20 protein-coding genes are annotated in these 20,380 nt (G+C 29.5%); 19 read left to right on the plus strand and 1 reads right to left on the minus strand.

Annotated features, from left to right (window positions below):
* The first annotated feature begins 59 nt into the window (after positions 1 to 59).
* From gnd to rlmD, 5 genes are all read left to right on the plus strand, one after another.
* Positions 60 to 959 (plus strand): phosphogluconate dehydrogenase (NAD(+)-dependent, decarboxylating), encoded by a 900-nt coding sequence (gene gnd, locus T434_RS06670; RefSeq protein WP_162150647.1) that lies wholly within the window; start codon positions 60 to 62, stop codon positions 957 to 959.
* Positions 956 to 2,314 (plus strand): glucose-6-phosphate dehydrogenase, encoded by a 1,359-nt coding sequence (zwf, locus tag T434_RS06675; protein ID WP_051614337.1) that lies wholly within the window; start codon positions 956 to 958, stop codon positions 2,312 to 2,314. The genes gnd and zwf overlap by 4 nt, the downstream gene beginning before the upstream one ends.
* Positions 2,315 to 2,409: 95 nt before the next feature.
* Positions 2,410 to 3,897: a carboxypeptidase M32 gene (locus T434_RS0102580; RefSeq protein WP_035358136.1), complete on the plus strand. Its 1,488-nt coding sequence runs from the start codon at positions 2,410 to 2,412 to the stop codon at positions 3,895 to 3,897.
* Positions 3,898 to 3,906: 9 nt separating this feature from the next.
* Positions 3,907 to 4,881: a UDP-glucose 4-epimerase GalE gene (galE, locus tag T434_RS06680; RefSeq protein ID WP_162150648.1), complete on the plus strand. Its 975-nt coding sequence runs from the start codon at positions 3,907 to 3,909 to the stop codon at positions 4,879 to 4,881.
* The gene (gene rlmD, locus T434_RS0102590) at positions 4,878 to 6,152 is read left to right on the plus strand and encodes a 23S rRNA (uracil(1939)-C(5))-methyltransferase RlmD (RefSeq protein ID WP_026399772.1); all 1,275 of its coding nucleotides are present in this window, start codon (positions 4,878 to 4,880) and stop codon (positions 6,150 to 6,152) included. Before galE ends, rlmD begins: the two co-directional genes overlap by 4 nt.
* Before the next feature lie 16 nt (positions 6,153 to 6,168).
* Here the strand turns inward: rlmD and T434_RS0102595 are convergent, their stop codons facing one another.
* Positions 6,169 to 6,765 (minus strand): MBL fold metallo-hydrolase, encoded by a 597-nt coding sequence (locus T434_RS0102595; protein WP_026399773.1) that lies wholly within the window; start codon positions 6,763 to 6,765, stop codon positions 6,169 to 6,171.
* A 197-nt stretch (positions 6,766 to 6,962) separates the two neighbouring features.
* Here T434_RS0102595 and secG point away from each other — a divergent pair, with 197 nt between their 5' ends.
* The 14 genes from secG to T434_RS0102665 all read left to right on the plus strand — a co-directional run bounded on the left by secG (position 6,963) and on the right by T434_RS0102665 (position 20,190).
* Positions 6,963 to 7,202 (plus strand): preprotein translocase subunit SecG, encoded by a 240-nt coding sequence (secG, locus tag T434_RS06685; RefSeq protein WP_051614339.1) that lies wholly within the window; start codon positions 6,963 to 6,965, stop codon positions 7,200 to 7,202.
* A 45-nt stretch (positions 7,203 to 7,247) separates the two neighbouring features.
* Positions 7,248 to 7,931: an RsmE family RNA methyltransferase gene (locus T434_RS0102605; RefSeq protein WP_162150649.1), complete on the plus strand. Its 684-nt coding sequence runs from the start codon at positions 7,248 to 7,250 to the stop codon at positions 7,929 to 7,931.
* A 68-nt stretch (positions 7,932 to 7,999) separates the two neighbouring features.
* On the plus strand, positions 8,000 to 8,173 hold the full coding sequence (gene rpsU / locus T434_RS0102610; RefSeq protein WP_026399775.1) for a 30S ribosomal protein S21: 174 nt from the start codon (positions 8,000 to 8,002) through the stop codon (positions 8,171 to 8,173).
* A gap of 94 nt (positions 8,174 to 8,267) precedes the next feature.
* On the plus strand, positions 8,268 to 9,221 hold the full coding sequence (locus T434_RS06690) for a PhoH family protein (RefSeq protein WP_162150650.1): 954 nt from the start codon (positions 8,268 to 8,270) through the stop codon (positions 9,219 to 9,221).
* Entirely contained in the window at positions 9,211 to 9,630 is a 420-nt protein-coding gene (ybeY, locus tag T434_RS0102620; RefSeq protein WP_026399776.1) for an rRNA maturation RNase YbeY, read from the plus strand. The genes T434_RS06690 and ybeY overlap by 11 nt, the downstream gene beginning before the upstream one ends.
* A 1-nt stretch (position 9,631) precedes the next feature.
* Positions 9,632 to 10,027, plus strand: coding sequence for a cytidine deaminase (gene cdd / locus T434_RS0102625; protein ID WP_162150651.1), 396 nt, complete (start codon positions 9,632 to 9,634; stop codon positions 10,025 to 10,027).
* On the plus strand, positions 10,024 to 10,908 hold the full coding sequence (era, locus tag T434_RS0102630; RefSeq protein WP_026399778.1) for a GTPase Era: 885 nt from the start codon (positions 10,024 to 10,026) through the stop codon (positions 10,906 to 10,908). Before cdd ends, era begins: the two co-directional genes overlap by 4 nt.
* Complete coding sequence (gene recO, locus T434_RS0102635) at positions 10,898 to 11,554, plus strand: DNA repair protein RecO (RefSeq protein WP_162150652.1); 657 nt, start codon at positions 10,898 to 10,900, stop codon at positions 11,552 to 11,554. The genes era and recO overlap by 11 nt, the downstream gene beginning before the upstream one ends.
* Before the next feature lie 15 nt (positions 11,555 to 11,569).
* Entirely contained in the window at positions 11,570 to 12,940 is a 1,371-nt protein-coding gene (locus tag T434_RS0102640; protein ID WP_026399780.1) for a glycine--tRNA ligase, read from the plus strand.
* A 24-nt stretch (positions 12,941 to 12,964) separates the two neighbouring features.
* Positions 12,965 to 14,692 (plus strand): DNA primase, encoded by a 1,728-nt coding sequence (dnaG, locus tag T434_RS07650; protein ID WP_084301045.1) that lies wholly within the window; start codon positions 12,965 to 12,967, stop codon positions 14,690 to 14,692.
* Positions 14,693 to 15,949: an RNA polymerase sigma factor RpoD gene (rpoD, locus tag T434_RS0102650; protein ID WP_162150653.1), complete on the plus strand. Its 1,257-nt coding sequence runs from the start codon at positions 14,693 to 14,695 to the stop codon at positions 15,947 to 15,949.
* On the plus strand, positions 15,946 to 16,578 hold the full coding sequence (locus T434_RS06700) for a tRNA (adenine(22)-N(1))-methyltransferase (RefSeq protein WP_084301046.1): 633 nt from the start codon (positions 15,946 to 15,948) through the stop codon (positions 16,576 to 16,578). Before rpoD ends, T434_RS06700 begins: the two co-directional genes overlap by 4 nt.
* A 47-nt stretch (positions 16,579 to 16,625) precedes the next feature.
* A complete protein-coding gene (locus T434_RS0102660) occupies positions 16,626 to 18,380 on the plus strand; it encodes an ABC transporter ATP-binding protein (RefSeq protein WP_026399782.1) in 1,755 nt (584 codons plus the stop codon).
* Complete coding sequence (locus tag T434_RS0102665; RefSeq protein ID WP_026399783.1) at positions 18,373 to 20,190, plus strand: ABC transporter ATP-binding protein; 1,818 nt, start codon at positions 18,373 to 18,375, stop codon at positions 20,188 to 20,190. The genes T434_RS0102660 and T434_RS0102665 overlap by 8 nt, the downstream gene beginning before the upstream one ends.
* Positions 20,191 to 20,380: the final 190 nt, after the last annotated feature.

A 20,380-nucleotide genomic window follows, 5' to 3' on the forward strand; every position in this document is an offset into this window, starting at 1 on the left:
TGAATGTTCTTAAAAAGAGTATAATAGGATAGATAATAAATAATAGGATTGGTGAAATTATGAAAATACATTTAATGGGATTAGGAAAAATGGGTGCTAATTTAGCATTAAACTTAATGGATCACAAATATGATGTATTAGGATTTGACATATCTAAAGATGCAAGAGAACTAGCTAAAAAGTCAGGTATTAAAGTTGCTGAATCCATGAATGAATTTTTAAGTAGAAAAAATAATGAACGCATTCAATTATTCTTATTTATTCCAAACCAATTTGTTGATGATGTCATACAACAATTAATGCCATATTTACAACACGATGATATTTTAGTTGACGGTGGTAATTCAAACTACAAGTTATCATTGAAAAGATACTATGAATTAAAGGAAAAAGGTATCCATTTTGTTGATATGGGAACTAGTGGTGGAACACATGGTGCTCGTTTTGGGGCATGTCTTATGATTGGTGGAGAGAAAGACATTTATGAATACTTAAAACCAGTTTATGAAGCCATTTCCGAAAAAGATGGATATGAATATATGGGAGCACCGGGTGCTGGACATTTTGTTAAAATGGTACACAATGGAATTGAATATGGCATGATGCAAGCAATCGCTGAAGGTTTAGAATTAATGGAAGCCTCAAATTTTGATATTGATTATGAAAAAGTAACAAAGGTTTGGAATCATGGTTCAATTATCGAATCAAATTTAGTGGGATATGTTCATGAAGCATTTAAGAAGAATGCCCGATTAGATGAAATTGCTGGAAGAATTGATGATTCTGGTGAAGGTCGTTGGATGATTGAAGAAGCACTTAATTTAGGTGTTTCGATGCCTGTTATTTCAAATAGTTTATTTGTTCGATATAAATCTAGAGACGATTTAAAATTTGGAGAAAAAGTGGTTGCTGCAATGAGAAATGAATTTGGTGGCCATAAAGTATATAAGAAGAAATGAAAAAAGATATTATTATTACAATATTTGGATCAACAGGTGATTTGACTGCAAGAAAATTATTACCTGCAATATCCAAACTATATCAATCAAAATCAATTTCTCAAAATATTTTAGTTATTGCATTAGGACGACGTCCATATGATACAAATAGTTATTTAAATGCAATGCAATCATTAACTAAAGAACCATTAAATTTAGATGTTTTAAGTAAAATTGTTCATTATTATCCAATACAAATTACTTCGTATGAGGAATATAAAAATCTAAGTGAATTTATTTCAGGATACAAGACTACTTATACAAAAGAACTTTATTATTTAGCAATTGGACCTGATATATTAGCTGAAGTTGCAAGTCACATTAGTAAATCTGGTTTAATTCAACAGAATAATTTAAACCAAGTTTTAGTATTTGAAAAGCCTTTTGGTCATGATTTAGATAGCGCACGCGCAATAAACCGTATGTTATGGAAATATTTCGATGAATCTCAAATATATAGAATAGATCATTACTTAGGTAAAGAAATGATACAAAATTTAATGACTGTTCGTTTTGCTAATCGTATTTTTGAAGAATCATGGGATAATCAATCTATTGAATCTGTGAAAATTGTTGTCAAAGAAAAAGAAGGTATATTAAATCGTGCGGGATATTATGATAAATCGGGTGCTTTAAAAGATATGGTTCAATCACATTTACTTCAAATCTTAAGTTTAATTGCAATGGATATACCTAAAGCATATGAATCACAATTTATTACAGATGAAAAAGTCAAAGTTTTAAATGCTTTAACTTTTGATGAAAAGTCTGTTATCATGGGACAATATGAAGGTTATTTAAATGAACCAAATATACCTGGTGATTCAAAAACCGAAACTTTTGTCTATTTAAAAGCATTCGTTAATACAAAGCGCTTTAAAGGTGTACCTTTTGAGATTATGACAGGTAAGAAAATGGATAAGAAAGAAAGTTATATTGAAATTACTTATCTACCTACAAAAGAACAAGAAAAATGGAAACTTCCAGTTTTACAAAATAAACTTGTTATAAGAATTCAACCAAATGATGGTGTTGGATTAACAATTAATTCTAAAAAACCAGGATTAAAGAATAATTTAGAATTGGTGGAACTTAATTATCAATTACCAAAAAGCGTTGAAGGAAACATACCTGAAGCTTATGAAAAACTGTTCTTAGATGTAATTAACGGATCAAAGACTTTATTTACAAGATGGGATGAAATTGAATCGTCTTGGAAATTTATTGATTTAGTTAAAGAAAAGTCACAAGAACTTACAATTTATAAAAACGAAACAGAAATTATAAACTATATTATGAAAAAGAAAGCGTTATAAGCTTTCTTTTTTAACGAAATATGTATGAATTTTCCTAATTTTATCCTATAAAATGTTATAATAAATTGAAATTATCAATAATAAAAGGAGTACTTATGGAAACCTATATTAAAATCTATGAAGAAATGAGAAAAAAACTCAAGGCATATGGTTATGCGATGTGGGTTTTAGGTTTTGATTTAGAAACAGAAACACCTGTTGGTGGGATTAAATATCGTAATGAACAAATCAAAATTTTAACAGAAGAGATATATGCTCTAGAAACAAATAAAAAATATTTAGATGCGATTGATAAATTATATGAAAATCGTGAATCACTCGATCCACTATTAAAACGTGAAATCGAAATGGTTGAAAAACAAAATCGTCTACTTAAGAAAATGCCTAAAGATGAATATATTGAATATCAAGTTTTATTAAATGAATCAACATCTATTTGGGCAAACGCACGTAAAAATGATGATTTTTCTCTATTTCAATCAACATTAGAAAAGATTGTACACTATCAACGTAAAATCGTTAAATACTTACAAACTGATGAACTTAAAGGTTATGATGTTTTACTTGATATGTATGAAGAAGGGATGACTTCTAAAGAATATGATCAATTTTTCGAACTATTAAGAACAGAATTATTACCTTTTGTTTTATCTGCAACAAGTGGTAAGAAAACATTATCAAGAAAATTAACAAAAGGATATTTCCCTCAAGATCAACAGCGTAAGTTTAATCAGTATTTATTAGATGTTTTTAAGTATGATAGAAATCGCGGATTACTTAAAGAAAGTGAACATCCATTTACATCAAGTTTTTCATCGACTGATGTTAGAATCACAACACGATATTTAGATAATGTTTTAGAATCTGCAATTTTTTCAACGATTCATGAAATGGGTCATGGAATTTATGAATTAAATGTTGATGAAAAATTAATCAATACAAGATTAAATACTGGAGCTTCTATGGGGATTCATGAGTCTCAATCAAGAATGTATGAAAACATGATTGGTAGAAGTTATGCATTTTGGGAAGTCCATTATGACAAACTTAAAGAAATATTTAAAAAAGAATTAAAAAATGTAACACTATTAGATTTTTATCAATATATTAACCGTGCTGAACGTTCTTTAATTCGTACTGAAGCAGATGAATTAACTTATCCATTCCATATTATGGTTCGTTATGAATTAGAAAAACAACTAATTTCAGGCAAATTAAAAGTAAAAGATTTACCTAAAAAGTGGAGAAAATTATATCAAGAATATGTTGGAGTACGTCCAAAAACAGATAAAGATGGTGTACTTCAAGATATTCATTGGGCATGTGGAAACTTTGGATATTTCCCAACATATGCTTTAGGAAGCGCATATGCTGCCCAAATTTATCATGCAATGAATAAAGATTTTAATATAGAAAATGCGATTTCAAATAATCAAATCGAAAAAGTAAACAACTGGCTTAAAGATAAAATTCATCAATATGGTGCGTCTAAAACACCAAAAGAATTAATTTTAAATGCGACTGGTGAACCATTTAATCCTAAGTATTATGTGGATTATTTGAAAAGAAAGTTTTCTAAATAAGGTGATAATATGAAAATTTTAGTTATTGGTGGAGCGGGTTATATAGGATCTCATGCTGTATATGAATTATTACGAGCTAATCATAAAGTAGCAGTTATGGATAATTTATCAACAGGTGATGCATCCTTTGTTCCAAAAGATGTTCCTTTATATATAAAAGATATTACAGTAAAAGAAGATATAAAATTTGTATTAGAAACAGAAAAACCAGATGTTATCATGCATTTTGCTGCAAAACTCATTGTTCCTGAAAGTATGGTTAAACCACTTGAATATTATCATAATAACGTTGAAGGTGTTCGATTACTTTTAGAATCAATGGTAGAAACTAATGTTAAATATATTGTTTTCTCATCAACAGCAGCAGTTTATGGTGAACCAGAAAAAGGTATTTGTGTAGAAACAGATCCTGTTTTACCAATCAATCCATATGGTGAATCTAAATTAGCATGTGAAAGATTAATTCATTGGGCTAGCTTAGCTCATGGTTTAAAATATTGTATCTTTAGATATTTTAACGTTGCAGGTGCAGATAAATCATTAGAAATTGGTCTTAAGAAACAACAACTTACACATTTAATTCCTGTAGCTATCGAAGCAGCTTTAGGTATTCGCGAAAAATTAACAATTTTTGGAAATGATTATCCTACAAAAGATGGAACAAACATCAGAGACTATATCCATGTGTCAGATCTTGCTAGAGCACACGTTTTAGGGGCTGAGTTCTTAGTTAAAGAAAATCGCTCTGAAATCTTTAATTTAGGTAGTGAAAAAGGATATTCAAATTTAGATGTAGCTCATACAGTTAATGAATTATTACCATTAAAATTTGATTTTGGGCCAAGAAGAGCAGGAGATCCTGCGGTTTTAACAGCGAACGCATCTAAAGCATATAAAGTATTAGGTTTTAAAACAGAATATTCTTTAAAAGATATTGTCGCATCTGATTTGGCATATCGAAAGAAGTTGAAAGGAACTTTATGACATTTGAAGAAGGAAAAGTCATTGAAGTAACTGCGTATGAAGTTGACCGTTTTGGTAAAGGTGTTTCAAAAGTAGATGACTTTGTCATCTTTACTGATGGTCTTTTAGAAGGTGAAACAGCTAAAGTTGAAATATCAAAAGTAAAGAAAAATTTTGCTGAAGCTAAAATAAAAAAACTTATCAATCAATCACCTTTACGAAAAACATTTACTTCAAAACTTGGAGCATTAGATTTATATCATTTAAAAGATGATGAACAAATTAAGTGGCAAGAAACAATTACGAAAAACATATTGTCACGTTCATTAGGTGTAAATATAGAACTATCCAACCCAATTTTCGGGTCATCATTAAATTATCGAAATAAAGTAGTTTATCATGCTTTAGAAGATGAAATTTTAAAACTTGGTATGTATCAAAAAGATCCGATTGAGTTAATTGAAGTTCATACATTTATACTTAATCATCCACTCATTCAAAGGGTTGTATCTAAAATTCAACAACAACGAATTTTGGTTGATTATGAAGCACTAAAACATATTGTTTTTAGAACAAACGGTCAAAAAGTTTTAGTAACATTGGTTAGTTATAAAGAACAGTTTAAAGGTTTAAATGAATTGGTTCAATTAATTAAGACATTCGATGAAGTCATAGGTATAACATTAAATATTAAACCGTCTGATAAAGTCATTTTAGGACCACATGCTAAAGTATTATTTGGAGAAAATCAATTAACATATCAATTCAATCATCTAACATTGAAAATTAATGATCGTTCATTTATGCAAGTTCATACTGAAGTGATGTTAAGTGTTTATGAAAAAATATCAAAATATATTACTCAAAATGATGTTGTAATTGATGCTTATAGTGGTGTGGGTTCAATTGGTTATTCAATTGGTGAATCAGCTAAGAAAGTAATTATGATTGAAAATAATCCAGAGAACACCAAAATGGCTAGGGAACTTAAAAAACACCATAAAGGATCATATGAAATTATTGAAGGTAATGTTGAGAAAGAATTAAGAAAAGTTCGAGGAGATATCATTATTTTAGATCCACCAAGAAGTGGTTTAGATCCGAAAGCATTACCAATAATTTTTGAAAAGAAATTTAAACGCATTATTTATTTATCATGTGAGCTTAATACATTACAAAGAGACCTAAAAGTTTTATGTAATAATTATGATATCAACGCAATTCATGCTGTTCGTATGTTCCCACAAACAACATCAATTGAAACTTTAGTCATATTAGATAAAAAACACTAGCAAATCTGCTAGTGTTTTATTTAGTAAAAGGATTATGTTCTTTTTCATGTCCAATGGTTGTTGATTCGCCATGTCCAGGATAGCAAATTGTGTCATCTGGTAATGTATATAGCTTTTTTGTAATTGAATCTAATAATTGTTGATAATTTCCAAATGGAAAATCGGTTCGACCAATGGACTCTTTAAATAATGCATCACCAGTGAATAAATGTGGTGCACAATATAGCGAAGTAGAACCTTCTGAATGTCCCGGAGTTTCAATAACTTCGAAAATTAGACCTTCAAATTCTATTTTATCGTTTTCTACAACAAACTGATCAACAGGAATCGGTTCTTTCCAATGATTATAAACAGAATCAGACATCCAAATTTTATCTTTAAGTGGTGCATAAACTGGAATATGATAATGTTCTTTAATTGTTTTTACAGCACCTGTATGGTCATAATGTCCATGTGTTATATAGATGAATTGGGGAACTAATTTTTTAGACTTAATATAATCAATAATTTTATCTGCTTCAAATCCAGGGTCAATAATAAAACACTGCTTGTTAACAGTTATGATATAAGTATTTGACTTTAAATCTCCCAATTCAAGTCTTATGATTTGCATAAAAAATCACCAGAAGTTATTATACAACATAACTCAAAATAAACCAAGTCTTAAATTTATTTGAGATGAAAACAGGAGTATTTTTAGCTAAAAAATCTTGAAATATATATATTTTATATATCAAGAGTATTTAAAAACTTGATTTTATATGAACTATTCGTTATAATGAGTGAGAAGAAAAAAGGAGTTTATGCAATATGTTATTCCCAGATTATGTGATTTTAGTTTTAAGTATATTTATCATTGCTGTTTCTGCATTACAAACTACTCGTGAAGATGTCATGGAAGCTTTTACTGGAAGTAACCAAGATTTATTCAAAAATAAAAAACAAATGGGCGCTGAATTAGTACTCAACCGCGTTATGTTAGTTCTAGGTATTTTATTCCTAATTATGGTAATTTGGAGTAATTCATTAGATCGTTTCTTTAACGTTTAATAAATCTTAGGTACTCATGAAGAGTACCTTTTTTATGAGGTATTTATGCAACGTTATTTTTTAGAAAAAGAAACCAAATTTTATAAAGATGACATACATCATATACTCAATGTCATGCGTTTTAAACAAGGCGATCGTGTAGAAGTGTGTTACGATGGGATATGTTATTTAGTTGAACTAAACATCAATCAAAAAGATGTTTCTTTTAATGTTGTTGAGACATTAAAAACAAATAAACAATTAGATATAACGCTTGTACAAGGATTACCTAAAGGAGATAAAATTGATTTTGTTGTTAAATCAGCGACGATTTTTGGAGCAAAAGAAATCGTTTTTTTACCAATGAAACGTAGTATTGCAAAACTTTCAAATATAGAACATAAACTAGAAAGATTAAGAAAAATTGCTAAAGAAGCAGCTGAATTAGCAAAATTAAGTTTTATACCTCAAATTAAATTTTTAAATTCTATCAATGATTTAAGTTTAGATTATACACATAAATTTTTGTTAGATGAAGAAGAGACGAGTTTACAACTTGAAACAATAGAATTTAACCTTCAAAATCGCGTAATTTATATTATTGGACCTGAAGGTGGAATTGATATTGATGAGCGTAATATATTAAGAAATAAGGGATTTTTGACACTAAGTTTAGGTCAAACAATATTGCCAACTGAATTAGCACATATTCCACTATTAAATTATATGAAATATCGTAAAAATCTTTGACATATCTTTAAAAATGATTTATAATGATAAAGGTTTGATATATCAAACGGTTTGGAAGGAGGGCAGACATGCCTAAAACAGAAGTACGCAAAGGTGAATCATTAGAAGACGCATTACGCCGTTTTAAACGTAATGTTTCTAAAGATGGAACCCTCCAAGAAGCACGTAAGCGTGAATTCTATGTAAAACCAGGCGTTAGTCGTCGTATGCGAGCTAAAGCAGCAAAAAGTAAAAAACGTTAATCTATAAAAATGATGATAAGAAATGCACCTTTAAAGGGTGCATTTTTATCGCTTTTAAGGTAAAATATTAAGAGAGTCTCAACGGAGGAATTTAATGAAATTAAATTTGAAAGTTAAACATATAGAAACTGAGAAAATTTTAGTTGGAGTTGAAGATCGAAATCTCTTAGTATTTAAAACACATTTTGGTTTTGATGTCAGTATATTTAATGGTGATATTATTGTTGATACGGACGAATCAAAAAGAGAATTACTTGAACAAATTTTTAAAACATTAATTCTTTTAGCTGAACATAAAATTTTACTCACGGAAAGAGATGTTATTTATATTATCAAAATGGCTGAGGTTGATCAGCTTGACAACATTCTTTCATTATATAAAAATCAAGCTAAAATTTTAGTCACCGAATCTGGTAAAACAATTAGTGCTAAGACCTTTAATCAAAGAGCGTATAGTGAAGCATTAGATAAATATCCTTTAGTTTTTGGAATTGGACCAGCTGGAACAGGGAAAACTTATTTAGCTGTTGCACATGCTGTGAGTCGTTTAAAAAAAGGTTTAGTTAAAAAAGTAATTCTTACAAGACCTGCAGTTGAAGCAGGTGAATCTTTAGGGTTTTTACCGGGAGATTTAAAAGAAAAGGTTGATCCTTATTTAATTCCTCTATATGATGCACTTTATGAGTTTTTAGGAGTTAAAGAAACAACACTTCTTATGGAAAAAGGTGTAATTGAAGTAGCTCCACTTGCATATATGAGAGGAAGAACATTAGAAAATGCATTTATCATTTTAGATGAAGCTCAAAACACAACAAAAAGTCAAATGAAAATGTTTCTAACTCGGTTAGGATTTTCTTCTTATATGGTTGTAACTGGAGATCCAAGTCAAGTTGATTTAGGATATAAAAAAGAATCCGGGTTAAAAGATGCAATTGAATTGGTAAAAGGAATATCTGAGGCTAAGGTTATACAATTTGATAAAGTTGATGTCATTAGACATCCACTTGTACAAAAAATTCTTGAAAGATATGAAGCATATGAAAATTGAATTCCATGATTATACACAAGAAAATATTGTAAAACACTATGTTAAAGTGATTAAAGGTGTTTTCAAACATGTAGAAAATTCAAAAAACATGCATGTTATTTTTGTAACAAATGAACAAATCCATGAATTAAATAAAAATTATCGAAATGTTGATAGACCAACTGATGTCTTATCGTTTCCAAATGATGAAGATGAAGAAACGTTAGGTGATATTTTTATTAGTATTGAGAAAGTTGTAGAACAAGCGAATGAATATGGTCATTCAATTGATCGAGAAGTTGGATTTTTAGCTGTTCATGGATATTTACACTTAATGGGTTATGATCATCATACAAAAGAAGAAGAAAAAGAAATGATGGAATTAACAGAAATAATATTAGAAAAATCAAATTTAAAAAGGGGTGTTTAAAATGCATTTAAAGGAAGCTTTAAAAGCAAGAGAACGTGCATATGTACCATATTCACAATTTAAAGTAGGTGCTGCAATTCGCTTAAAAGATGGTACATTTGTTTTAGGTGCAAACATTGAAAATAGTAGTTATGGTTTAACTTGTTGTGCAGAACGTAACGCATTATTTTCATTGATTAGTCAAGGTTACAATAAAGATGATATTGAATCAATTACTGTAACTGGCGATACAAAAGGGCCAATTAGTCCATGTGGTGCATGCCGACAAGTCATGAAAGAATTAGTTCCAAAAGATGCAAAAATCTTTTTAACAAATTTAAAGGGTGATGTTCATGAAACTAAAGTTGATGAATTATTACCTTTTGGATTTGATTTAAATGACGATAAAAGCGTATGACAAAAAGTGCATTTATAGCAATTGTTGGGAAACCTAATGTAGGGAAATCAACCTTACTCAATGCACTCATAAATAAGAAAGTTGCGATTGTATCACCAAAAGTTCAAACAACACGTTATAACATTACAGGTGTACTTACTGAAGGGGATAATCAGTTTGTATTTATTGATACACCAGGTATGCATAAACCTATACATCAATTAGGAAGTATCATGGATAAAGGTGCAGAAAATACACTTTATGATGCTGATGTTGTATGTTGGGTAGTTGATCGTCCATTTCATCAATCTGATGAACGTGTTTTAAAACGCATCGAAAAAAGTGGATTACCTGTTATATTAGTAATTAATAAAATCGATAAATTAGAATCAAAAACGCATATTGATGAAATTATATTATCATTCATTCATCGTTATGATTTTAAAGAAGTTATTCCTATTTCAGCATTAAGTCAAACACATATTGATAAATTAAAAGAAGCATTAACTCAATATCTAATTGAAGGACCACATTATTTTCCAGATGATGAAGTTACCGATCAAAATGATGAACGACGTATGGCTGAACTCATTCGTGAAAAAATTTTATATCATACTGAAGAAGAAGTTCCTCATAGTGTTGCAGTATTTATTGAGCATTTAGAACAAAATAAAGAATTAAATACAATTGATGTCAATGCAGTTATCATTGTTGAACGTGATAGCCAAAAAGGTATATTAATTGGTAAAAACGGAGAACGTTTAAAACGTATTGGCACGGAGGCTAGAAAAGATATTAATCGCATCCTTAATATGAAAATTCATTTAACACTTTGGGTTAAAGTAAAAGAAAACTGGAGAAACGATCCAGGATCTATTGAACGTTATGGATATGGAGAATAGATTAGAGGGTATTGTTCTTAAAGTGCAAAGTTATAAAGAAAATGATCGACTAGTTTTTCTTTATACTAAACGAGGTTTTATTACATTAGTTGCAAAGGGTAGTCAAAAAGTTACAAACCCCCTAAGAACAATCGCTCAGTATATGAATTTAATCGAATTTAAGGATTCTAAAGATAAAAACATGTTCATGATGCAAGATGCTAAACTTATTTATGACTTTCAACATATTAAATCTAATTATTATGAACTTAAAGAAGCATCAATCATGTTAAATTGGATACAAAGATTTATAACTGACAATGATTCACATGATGAAATTTATACACTTATTCGTGAAGCATTATTAGATTATAAAAAAGAATGTGTTTTATCATTTTCTTTTAAACTGCTTAAGTATATTGGTTATCCAATCCAGTTAAAAGCTGATGGTAGACCAATTAAAGGTTTAAGTTTGACAAAAAGAAGTATCATATATTTAGAAGAAAATGAGAAAATTAACTTAAATTTAGTTGAAACAACACAACTATTAAAACTAACCTATTTATCTTATGATAAAATAGAAAAGATAGAAGATGAACTTTATAACAAATTAAAGTCATTTTTATATGATTATTTAGAATATCACACAGACATCAAACTAACATAAGGCAAGGGAGATACCATGGTTACATTAGAATATTTAGTTCAATATGCCAAACAAACTGGATATATATTTCAAGGTTCTGAAATTTACGGTGGATTAGCAAATACTTGGGATTACGGTCCATTAGGTTCATTACTCAAGAGAAACATTAAAGAAGCTTGGCTAAAACGCTTTTTAAGAGAAGGACCAAATATTGTTGGATTAGATTCATCTATTCTGCTAAATTCATTAGTATGGCAAGCATCTGGACATATTGCAGGATTTTCAGATCCATTAATCGAAAATAAAACATCAAATCAACGTTATCGTGCAGATAAACTTATTTTAGAACACGATCCGAATGCTAATCCAGATAAAATGACAATGGATGAGATGTATGACTACATTATTAAAAACAATATTAAAGATCCAGTAAGTGGTACTACAGATTGGTTACCAATTCGTAAATTTAATATGATGTTTAAAACACATCAAGGTGTTGTTGAAGATACTGCAAGCGAAGTATATCTTCGTCCTGAAACAGCACAAGGTATTTTTATTAACTTTAAAAACTTAATTCGTACAACAAGAAAGAAAATACCATTTGGTGTTGCACAAATTGGTAAAGCATTTAGAAATGAAATTACACCAGGTAACTTTATTTTTAGAACTAGAGAATTTGAACAAATGGAACTAGAATTTTTCTGTAAACCAGGTACTGAATTGCAATGGTTTGATTATTACTTAAATGAAATGAAGCGTTTCTTATTTGATCTAGGTATTGATAAGGATTTAATTCGTGCAGAACCTCATGCAGTTGAGTCATTAGCACATTACAGTAATGCAACAACAGATATAGAGTTTAAATACCCTTGGGGATTTGATGAATTATGGGGCTTAGCATCTAGAACTGCATTTGACCTTACACAACATCAAAACCTAAGTAAAGAAGATATGTCTTATTTAGATCCAGAAACAAATGAACGTTATATACCATATGTTGTTGAACCATCTGTTGGGGTTGAACGTTTATTATTAGTTTTTTTACTTAATGGTTTAAGTGAAGAAACATTAGAAAATGGAGAAACAAGACAATTATTAAAACTACATCCAGCTTTAGCACCATATAAAGCAGCAATCTTACCGTTAGTTAAGAAAGAACATGGTGAAAAGGCACAAGAAATCTATGATATGTTACGTAAAGAGTTTGACGTTGTTTATGATGAGACTCAAAATATTGGTAAACGTTATCGCCGACAAGATGCGGTTGGTACACCATTCTGTATTACAGTTGACCATCAAACTATGATTGATCAAACCGTTACTGTAAGATATCGTGATTCAATGGAACAAGAAAGATTACACATTAGTCAATTAGAAAACTTCATCAGACGTGCAATTAAATTTTAGTATGTAAAGAAAGGTGGTTGAATCATGAGCGATAAAGCGCTTATAGATCGAATCAACAAAGAAACAGACATTGTCAAATTGGTTTCTGAGTTCGTATCGCTTGAAAAGCGTGGCAAAAACTACATGGGTCTTTGTCCGTTTCATGATGAAAAGACACCTTCTTTTTCTGTTTCACCCGAGAAAAATTTAGCCGTTTGTATGGGTTGTAGAAAAGGGGGGAATCCTGTTACGTTTTTACAACTCATTAAAAATGTATCATATGAAGATGCTATTAAAGAATTAGCAGATAGATTAGGTATTGAAGTTAAAGTAGAAAATAAAAAGAAAGACCCTAACGAATCTTTATATAACTTAATGGATGAAGCAACAGCCTTTTATCAATATGCATTAAAACATACAAAAAAAGGACAAGAAGCTTTTCAATATCTACTTGATCGTGGATTGACTGAAGAAGATATTAATCATTTTCAAATTGGTTTTGCACCTCATGCAGATAATTTATACAAACTATTACGTTCTAAAGGCTATCCTACAACCGATATGATGAAGTTAGGATTAGTCTCACAAAATGAAGAAGGAAAATACTATGATATTTTTCGTTCAAGAGTAATATTTCCTATTAAAGATTCTTTGGGTCGAATTGTAGGGTTTTCAGGACGTACTACAAAAAAAACTGAACCAGCAAAATATATCAACTCAACAGAAACACCAATATTTAAGAAGGGTGAATTGCTATACCATTTAAGTGATGCAAAATTACATTCAGTTAAACAAGGATTTGTAGTATTAAATGAAGGTTTTTTTGATGTTATTCAAACATTTAAAGCAGGATTAAAATCAGTTGTTGCTACAATGGGAACAGCTTTAACTAAAAATCATGCACAACAGTTAAAAAAGATTACAAATCATGTTGTAGTTGTTTATGATGGTGATAATGCTGGTATTGAAGCAACATTAAAATCAATTCCTATATTAAAAGATGAAAAAATTAATGTATCTGTTTTACATTTAAAAGATAAATTAGATCCAGATGAATATATCAAAAAAAATGGATATGAATCTTATAAATCATTATTTAACGATTCATTGCAAGATCCATATCAATTTGGATATCAAATTTATCTAAAAGATAAAGATTTTAAAAGATCTGTAGATGTTGAAACCTTCAAAAAACAAATGTCAGCACTTTTATATAAAGCAGATCCGGCAATAAAAAAACAGTATGAAGCAGATATTTATCAAAAATATCACATTCAACTTAATTTAGGATTTGTTCAATATGAACTTCCGCCTAAAAAGAGTGTTCAAGTCAATAAACGAGTTATTACGAAAGCAGAAAATGCAATTGATTTAATATTAACAGATTTATTAATACATCCAAAAAGATTGGAACAATTCGTTGAAAAGATAGGAAAAGATAAACTTATTACATCACTTCAACAAAAATTAGCAAGTGATATATATAAATATTACTTAACAACAAATGATGATCATGTCAATTTAGAATATTTTTACGCTATGATTGATTATCCTGAAGCATTAAAGATTTATCTTGATAAAGAGGTTTATAAAAGAAAACTCAAATTATCAGATAATGATTTCAATCATTGTCTAGAAGCAATTGAAGAGTATCATCAAAACTACTTACAAGTAGAAACACTGATGAATGAATTGCGTACGACAAATGATGAGCAACGAAAGCAAGAAATTGCTCAAAAAATATTAGAAATACAAAAGCGAGGTAAGGTATAAATGAATTTTGATGAAATTCTAGAGACTTTAATAAAAAAAGCAGGTAAAGAAAAAACATTACAAAAAAGTGATTTGGAAGAATATTTTGAAGATGGCACAGATGAGTATATTGAGCTTGAAGAAAAATTAAGTAAAAAGAAAATTAAAATTCAATATGAAGATGATATTGAAGGAAATGAACAAGATGAAGATTTAGTTTTAGATGAAGATTTTGATGATTTGGATTTACAAGAAGAAGAACCAGATGAATTTTCATTATCTAACCTTGAAGTTGAAGATATTAAGGAAGAAGAACTTTTAAGTATTGATCAAATGATGTCAACAATTAAAGTTGATGATCCAGTTCGTATGTACTTAAAAGAAATTGGTCAAATTCCTCTACTCACACTTGATGAAGAAAAGAAATATGCAGTATGGGTATCTGAAGGAAGAATCGCAAATGAACAATTAGAAGCTTATCGTCGTGGTGAATTAAACTTATCTGATGAAGATATTCAAACGCTTGAAAATTCAGTTCGTAAAGCACAAATCGCTAAAGATCGATTAGTTGAAGCAAACTACCGTTTAGTAGTCTCTATTGCTAAAAAATATACATCTCGCGGATTGTTATTTTTAGACTTAATTCAAGAAGGTAATATGGGATTAATGCGCGCTGTTGATAAATTTGATCATGAAAAAGGATTCAAATTTTCAACATACGCAACATGGTGGATTCGTCAAGCAATTACACGTGCAGTTGCAGACCAAGCTCGTACAATTCGTATTCCTGTTCATATGGTTGAAACAATCAATAAAATGATACGTATTCAACGTCAACTAGTTCAAGAATTAGGTAGAGAACCACAAATTGAAGAAATTGCTGAAAAAATGGGTATTTCACCGGAGAAAGTTCAAAACATTCAACGTATTTCAAAAGAACCAATTAGTTTAGAAGCACCTGTTGGTGAAGAAGAAGATTCAACATTAGGTGATTTTATTTCTGATCCAAATGCATTGAATCCACATGATTATATGATGCAAGAAATGGTTAAGAAAACGTTAGATGAAGTTTTAGAAACATTAACTGATCGTGAAGAAAAAGTTTTAAGATTACGCTATGGATTACTTGATGGTAAAACACATACTTTAGAAGAAGTTGGTCGTGAATTTGGTGTTACTCGTGAACGTATTCGTCAAATAGAAGCAAAAGCATTAAGAAAATTAAGATCTCCACAACGTCAAAATAAATTAAAAGAATTTTACGTAGCTAAAAAATGAATCGAATAGAATTTATAGCAGAACTAACTAAAGGATATGACGTCGTTTTAGATATAGGTTCTGACCATGGCCTTGTATTAAAATATGCATTTGATAAAGGTTATATTAAAAAAGGCATGGCAAGCGATATAAATCCTAATCCTTTAAAAGCAGCTCAAAAAACTCTCACTGGTTATCCAGTGGAGTTTTATTTATCAAATGGTTTTGAATCAATTGATAAAACATTTGATTTAGCTATTATTACAGGAATGGGACCTCATTTAATTAGTGAAATATTAATTAATCGCAATAACCCAAACGAAACATATCTTTTAGGGCCTAATCAAAAGGTATATATTTTAAGAGAGTTCTTAATGCAAGAAGGTTTTGAAATTATTGATGAATATGTTGTTTATGATGGTTTTTATTATTGCTTTTTAAAAGTTAAAAAAGGAAGAATGCAATTGACTGATGCTGAAAAATATATTGGACCAAAACTAAAAACAAAAAAAGAAGCAATACCATATTATGAACATATGGTGACTCATTATGAGAATTTAATACCACAATTACCAACAAAGTTACGCAAAAATAATATAGAAATTTTAAATTACTTTAAAGAAACGCTAAATCAACTTAAAAATGCATAAAATTTGATATAATTAGCAAGAGTAATTTTAGAAAGAAGTTGATGACTATGATTAAATCATTTCGATATCTAAAACCGTATATTGGATCTGTCATCCTTATCTTTACGCTGATTGCTATTAGAGCTGTATTATTACTTTTATTACCTAAATATTTAGGTAATTTAATAGATATTGTAAGTAATACAACTTTATCACAAGCAGAACGTACAGAAGGTATGGTCTATTATGGCGGATTAATGATAGGTGCTACGATTTTAAGTATCGTTGTTATTGTTATTAGTAGTTTTTTAGAATCACGTACATCAAGTGCGTTTGCAAAAACACTACGATTAGAAGTTTATAAAAAAGTACAAAGTTTTTCAATGACTGAGATGGATAAATTTACAACCTCATCATTAATTACACGTACAACAAACGATATTAACTCATTACAAAATACAATTAATATGTTGTTAAGAATGGTTGTTATGGCACCATTTATGGCTATTGGTGCGATTGTTATGGCAGTTAATACCAACCCAACCATTTCAACAGTATTAATTTTCTCTATTATAATTATTTTGGCTGTTATTACAGCTATTTGGTTAACTGCATTCCCTAAATTTAAGATTATTCAAAGACTAGTGGATAAATTAAATTTAGTGACAAGAGAAAATTTATCTGGGCTTCGTGTTGTTCGTGCATTTAATACACAAAATGTACAAGCACATAAAACAAAATTAGTGGCAGAAGAATCTATGGAAAAAGGTATTTTTGTTAACCGTGTGTTTAACTTAATGTGGCCTGTTATGGGGTTAGTTCAACAGCTAACAACTGTTGCAATGTATTATGTTGCAATACATTTTGGAATCATTCAACCAAGCAGCGCATTTACACCTGGGGATTTATCTGCAATTATCCAATATGGAACTACAACACTAATGAATTTCATGATGCTAACATTTATAATTACGATGATTCCACGTGCATCAATTTCAGCTAAACGTGTTATGGATGTTATTGATCAAGATTTATTAATCAAAGATCCTGATGAACCAAAAACATTAAAACACGTTGAAGGCGAAATTGAATTTAGAAATGTAACATTTAAATATCCAAACTCAGAAGAGCCTGTGCTAAAGAATATTAACTTTGTTGCAAGGAAAAATCAAATGACTGCATTTATCGGATCAACTGGTAGCGGTAAATCAACACTTATTAATTTAATACCTCGTTTCTATGATGTTACAGAAGGAGAAATTTTATTAGATGGTGTTGATATTCGAGAATATAGTCGAAAAGATTATTTAAAACATATTGGTTTTGTTCCTCAAAAAGCAAACTTATTTAAAGGAACAATTGAAACGAATATTGCTTTTGGACAAGATGAAATCGATGAAGAAGTCGTTAAAAAAGCTGCAGAAATCGCTCAAGCGAAAAGTTTTATTGAAAAGTTTGATCATCAATACCAATCAGCAATATCACAAGGTGGAACAAACGTTTCAGGTGGACAACGTCAACGTTTAAGTATAGCCAGAGCCATTGCAAAACAACCAAAAATATATATTTTTGATGATTCTTTCTCTGCATTAGACTATCAAACAGATAAAAAATTAAGAAAAGAATTAAAAAAACATATTAATTCTACAATGCTTGTTGTTGCACAACGTATTAATACCATTCGTCATGCTGACCAAATTGTTGTACTTGATAAAGGCGAAGTTGTTGGTATCGGTACACATGTTGAGCTCATGAAAACATGTCGTGTATATCAAGAAATTGCTGAATCACAATTAAGTAAGGAGGAATTAGGAAATGAATAGAAGACCTCCTAGAGCAAAAGTACAAGTTGCTGACTTTTCAGGAACAATGAAGCGATTATTCCGTTATCTTGGTAAAAATTGGATTATTCTTTTAATTGCTGCGCTATTTGCGATTGTTTCTGGTGTTATTTCAACAATTGTACCAATTTTTGTTGGTAACGCATTATCAAGCTTATACAACCTTTATGAAGGTGGTAATGGTGTCATTAATATCATTCCTGAATATTTAAATTTTGAAGTATATTTAGATTTATGGCAAACACTTAATTTAATTGTTATATTTGCGTTTTTATCTTCATTACTTGGATATTTACAAGGATATATGTTAATTGGTATTACACAACGTTTAACATATAAAATGCGTTCAGATTTAGCTGATAAATTAAATACATTACCATTAAGTTTCTTTGATAAATTTAGTTATGGTGATATTTTAAGCCGTATGACAAATGATGTTGATACCATTAACCAAACATTATCAAGTAATATTATTGAAATCTTTAGAGCAGTTACATTAATTGTGGCAATTGTAACATTTATGTTTGTTCTCAGATGGGAAATGGCAATTATTGCAGTCGTTATGGTTGTATTATCGTTTTTAGTTGCTGCAAGATTTGTAAAAATCTCTCAAAAATTCTTTATGCAACAAGCTAAAAACAGCGGTGACATGAATGGACATGTTGAAGAACACTATAACGGTCACTTAATTGTAAAAGTATTTGGTTATGAAGAAAAAGCATTAACAAACTTTAATGAAATTAACGAACGTATTTATGATACGAGCTGGAAAGCACAATTCGTTTCAGGTATTATGATGCCAGTTCAATTTTTCTTCTCAAATATGGCTTATATTATTGTTGCAATTGTAGGTGGATATTTGGTCATGGATGGTAAGATTTTACCTGGTTTAATTCTTACATTTGTTCAATTTATGAGACAAGTATCTAACCCTATTCAAACAATTGGTCAAACAGCATCTGTTCTTCAAATGACTGCTGCATCCGCTGAACGTGTTTTCTTTATCTTAGATGCTGAAAGTGAAGAAGATGAATCTCATAAACCACAAATGTTAAATGGTATTAAAGGACACGTCGTCTTTAAAGATGTATATTTTAGCTACGATAAAGAAAGACCTGTAATTCAAGGCTTTAATGCTGAAATTAAACCTGGTCAGACGGTTGCTATTGTTGGACCAACAGGTGCAGGAAAAACAACAATTGTTAACCTTTTAATGAGATTTTATGAAATTGATCGTGGTGAAATCTTAATTGATGGTGTTAATATTAAAGATATGAAACGTGATGAAGTAAGAAGTTACTTTGGAATGGTTTTACAAGATACATGGATTTTTGAAGGCACTGTTTATGACAACATTGCATATGGTAAAGAAAATGCAACCAAAGAAGAAGTAATAGAAGCAGCTAAAAGATCTCAATCTCATCACTTCATACAAAGTTTACCTGATGCGTATAACTTTATGTTATCTGAAGATGGTTTAAATATTAGTGCCGGTCAAAGACAATTACTAACAATCTCTCGTGCAATGCTTGCAAATAAGCCAATGCTTATTTTAGATGAAGCAACTTCAAACGTTGATACTCGTACAGAAATTTTAATTCAACAAGCAATGGATAACTTAATGAAAAACCGTACTGCATTTGTTATTGCACATAGATTATCGACGATTAAAAACGCTGATGTTATTTTTGTGATGAGAGATGGAAACATCATTGAACAAGGAAATCATCAATCATTGATTGAACAAAATGGTTTCTACGCACAACTTTATAATTCACAATTTGAAAAATAAAATTAGTTACATCTTCGGATGTAACTTTTTATTATAATATAATCTTAAAATATCGCTTAATAATGCATTTTTTACTATTTTTAAATATTCATTTATGATATAAAGATTTAAAAAATGTAATCGTTCATTTTATTATCAAAAACACTTTACATATTATTTATTTTTGGTATAATAGATTTTGCTGAAACAC

It is taken from the genome of Acholeplasma equifetale ATCC 29724, assembly GCF_000687735.1.
Lineage (GTDB): Bacteria > Bacillota_I > Bacilli_A > Acholeplasmatales > Acholeplasmataceae > Acholeplasma > Acholeplasma equifetale.

Bases quoted from the DNA above. Each gene is read 5' to 3' on its own strand.
- era (WP_026399778.1), top strand. From the start codon at position 10,024: ATGACAAAAAGTGCATTTATAGCAATTGTTGGGAAACCTAATGTAGGG.
- T434_RS06690 (WP_162150650.1), top strand. From the start codon at position 8,268: ATGAAATTAAATTTGAAAGTTAAACATATAGAAACTGAGAAAATTTTA.
- T434_RS0102595 (WP_026399773.1), bottom strand. From the start codon at position 6,765: ATGCAAATCATAAGACTTGAATTGGGAGATTTAAAGTCAAATACTTAT.
- T434_RS0102665 (WP_026399783.1), top strand. From the start codon at position 18,373: ATGAATAGAAGACCTCCTAGAGCAAAAGTACAAGTTGCTGACTTTTCA.
- T434_RS0102605 (WP_162150649.1), top strand. From the start codon at position 7,248: ATGCAACGTTATTTTTTAGAAAAAGAAACCAAATTTTATAAAGATGAC.
- T434_RS0102640 (WP_026399780.1), top strand. From the start codon at position 11,570: ATGGTTACATTAGAATATTTAGTTCAATATGCCAAACAAACTGGATAT.
- T434_RS0102580 (WP_035358136.1), top strand. From the start codon at position 2,410: ATGGAAACCTATATTAAAATCTATGAAGAAATGAGAAAAAAACTCAAG.
- rpsU (WP_026399775.1), top strand. From the start codon at position 8,000: ATGCCTAAAACAGAAGTACGCAAAGGTGAATCATTAGAAGACGCATTA.
- T434_RS06700 (WP_084301046.1), top strand. From the start codon at position 15,946: ATGAATCGAATAGAATTTATAGCAGAACTAACTAAAGGATATGACGTC.
- gnd (WP_162150647.1), top strand. From the start codon at position 60: ATGAAAATACATTTAATGGGATTAGGAAAAATGGGTGCTAATTTAGCA.
- galE (WP_162150648.1), top strand. From the start codon at position 3,907: ATGAAAATTTTAGTTATTGGTGGAGCGGGTTATATAGGATCTCATGCT.
- ybeY (WP_026399776.1), top strand. From the start codon at position 9,211: ATGAAAATTGAATTCCATGATTATACACAAGAAAATATTGTAAAACAC.
- recO (WP_162150652.1), top strand. From the start codon at position 10,898: ATGGAGAATAGATTAGAGGGTATTGTTCTTAAAGTGCAAAGTTATAAA.
- cdd (WP_162150651.1), top strand. From the start codon at position 9,632: ATGCATTTAAAGGAAGCTTTAAAAGCAAGAGAACGTGCATATGTACCA.
- dnaG (WP_084301045.1), top strand. From the start codon at position 12,965: ATGAGCGATAAAGCGCTTATAGATCGAATCAACAAAGAAACAGACATT.
- secG (WP_051614339.1), top strand. From the start codon at position 6,963: ATGTTATTCCCAGATTATGTGATTTTAGTTTTAAGTATATTTATCATT.
- T434_RS0102660 (WP_026399782.1), top strand. From the start codon at position 16,626: ATGATTAAATCATTTCGATATCTAAAACCGTATATTGGATCTGTCATC.
- rpoD (WP_162150653.1), top strand. From the start codon at position 14,693: ATGAATTTTGATGAAATTCTAGAGACTTTAATAAAAAAAGCAGGTAAA.
- rlmD (WP_026399772.1), top strand. From the start codon at position 4,878: ATGACATTTGAAGAAGGAAAAGTCATTGAAGTAACTGCGTATGAAGTT.
- zwf (WP_051614337.1), top strand. From the start codon at position 956: ATGAAAAAAGATATTATTATTACAATATTTGGATCAACAGGTGATTTG.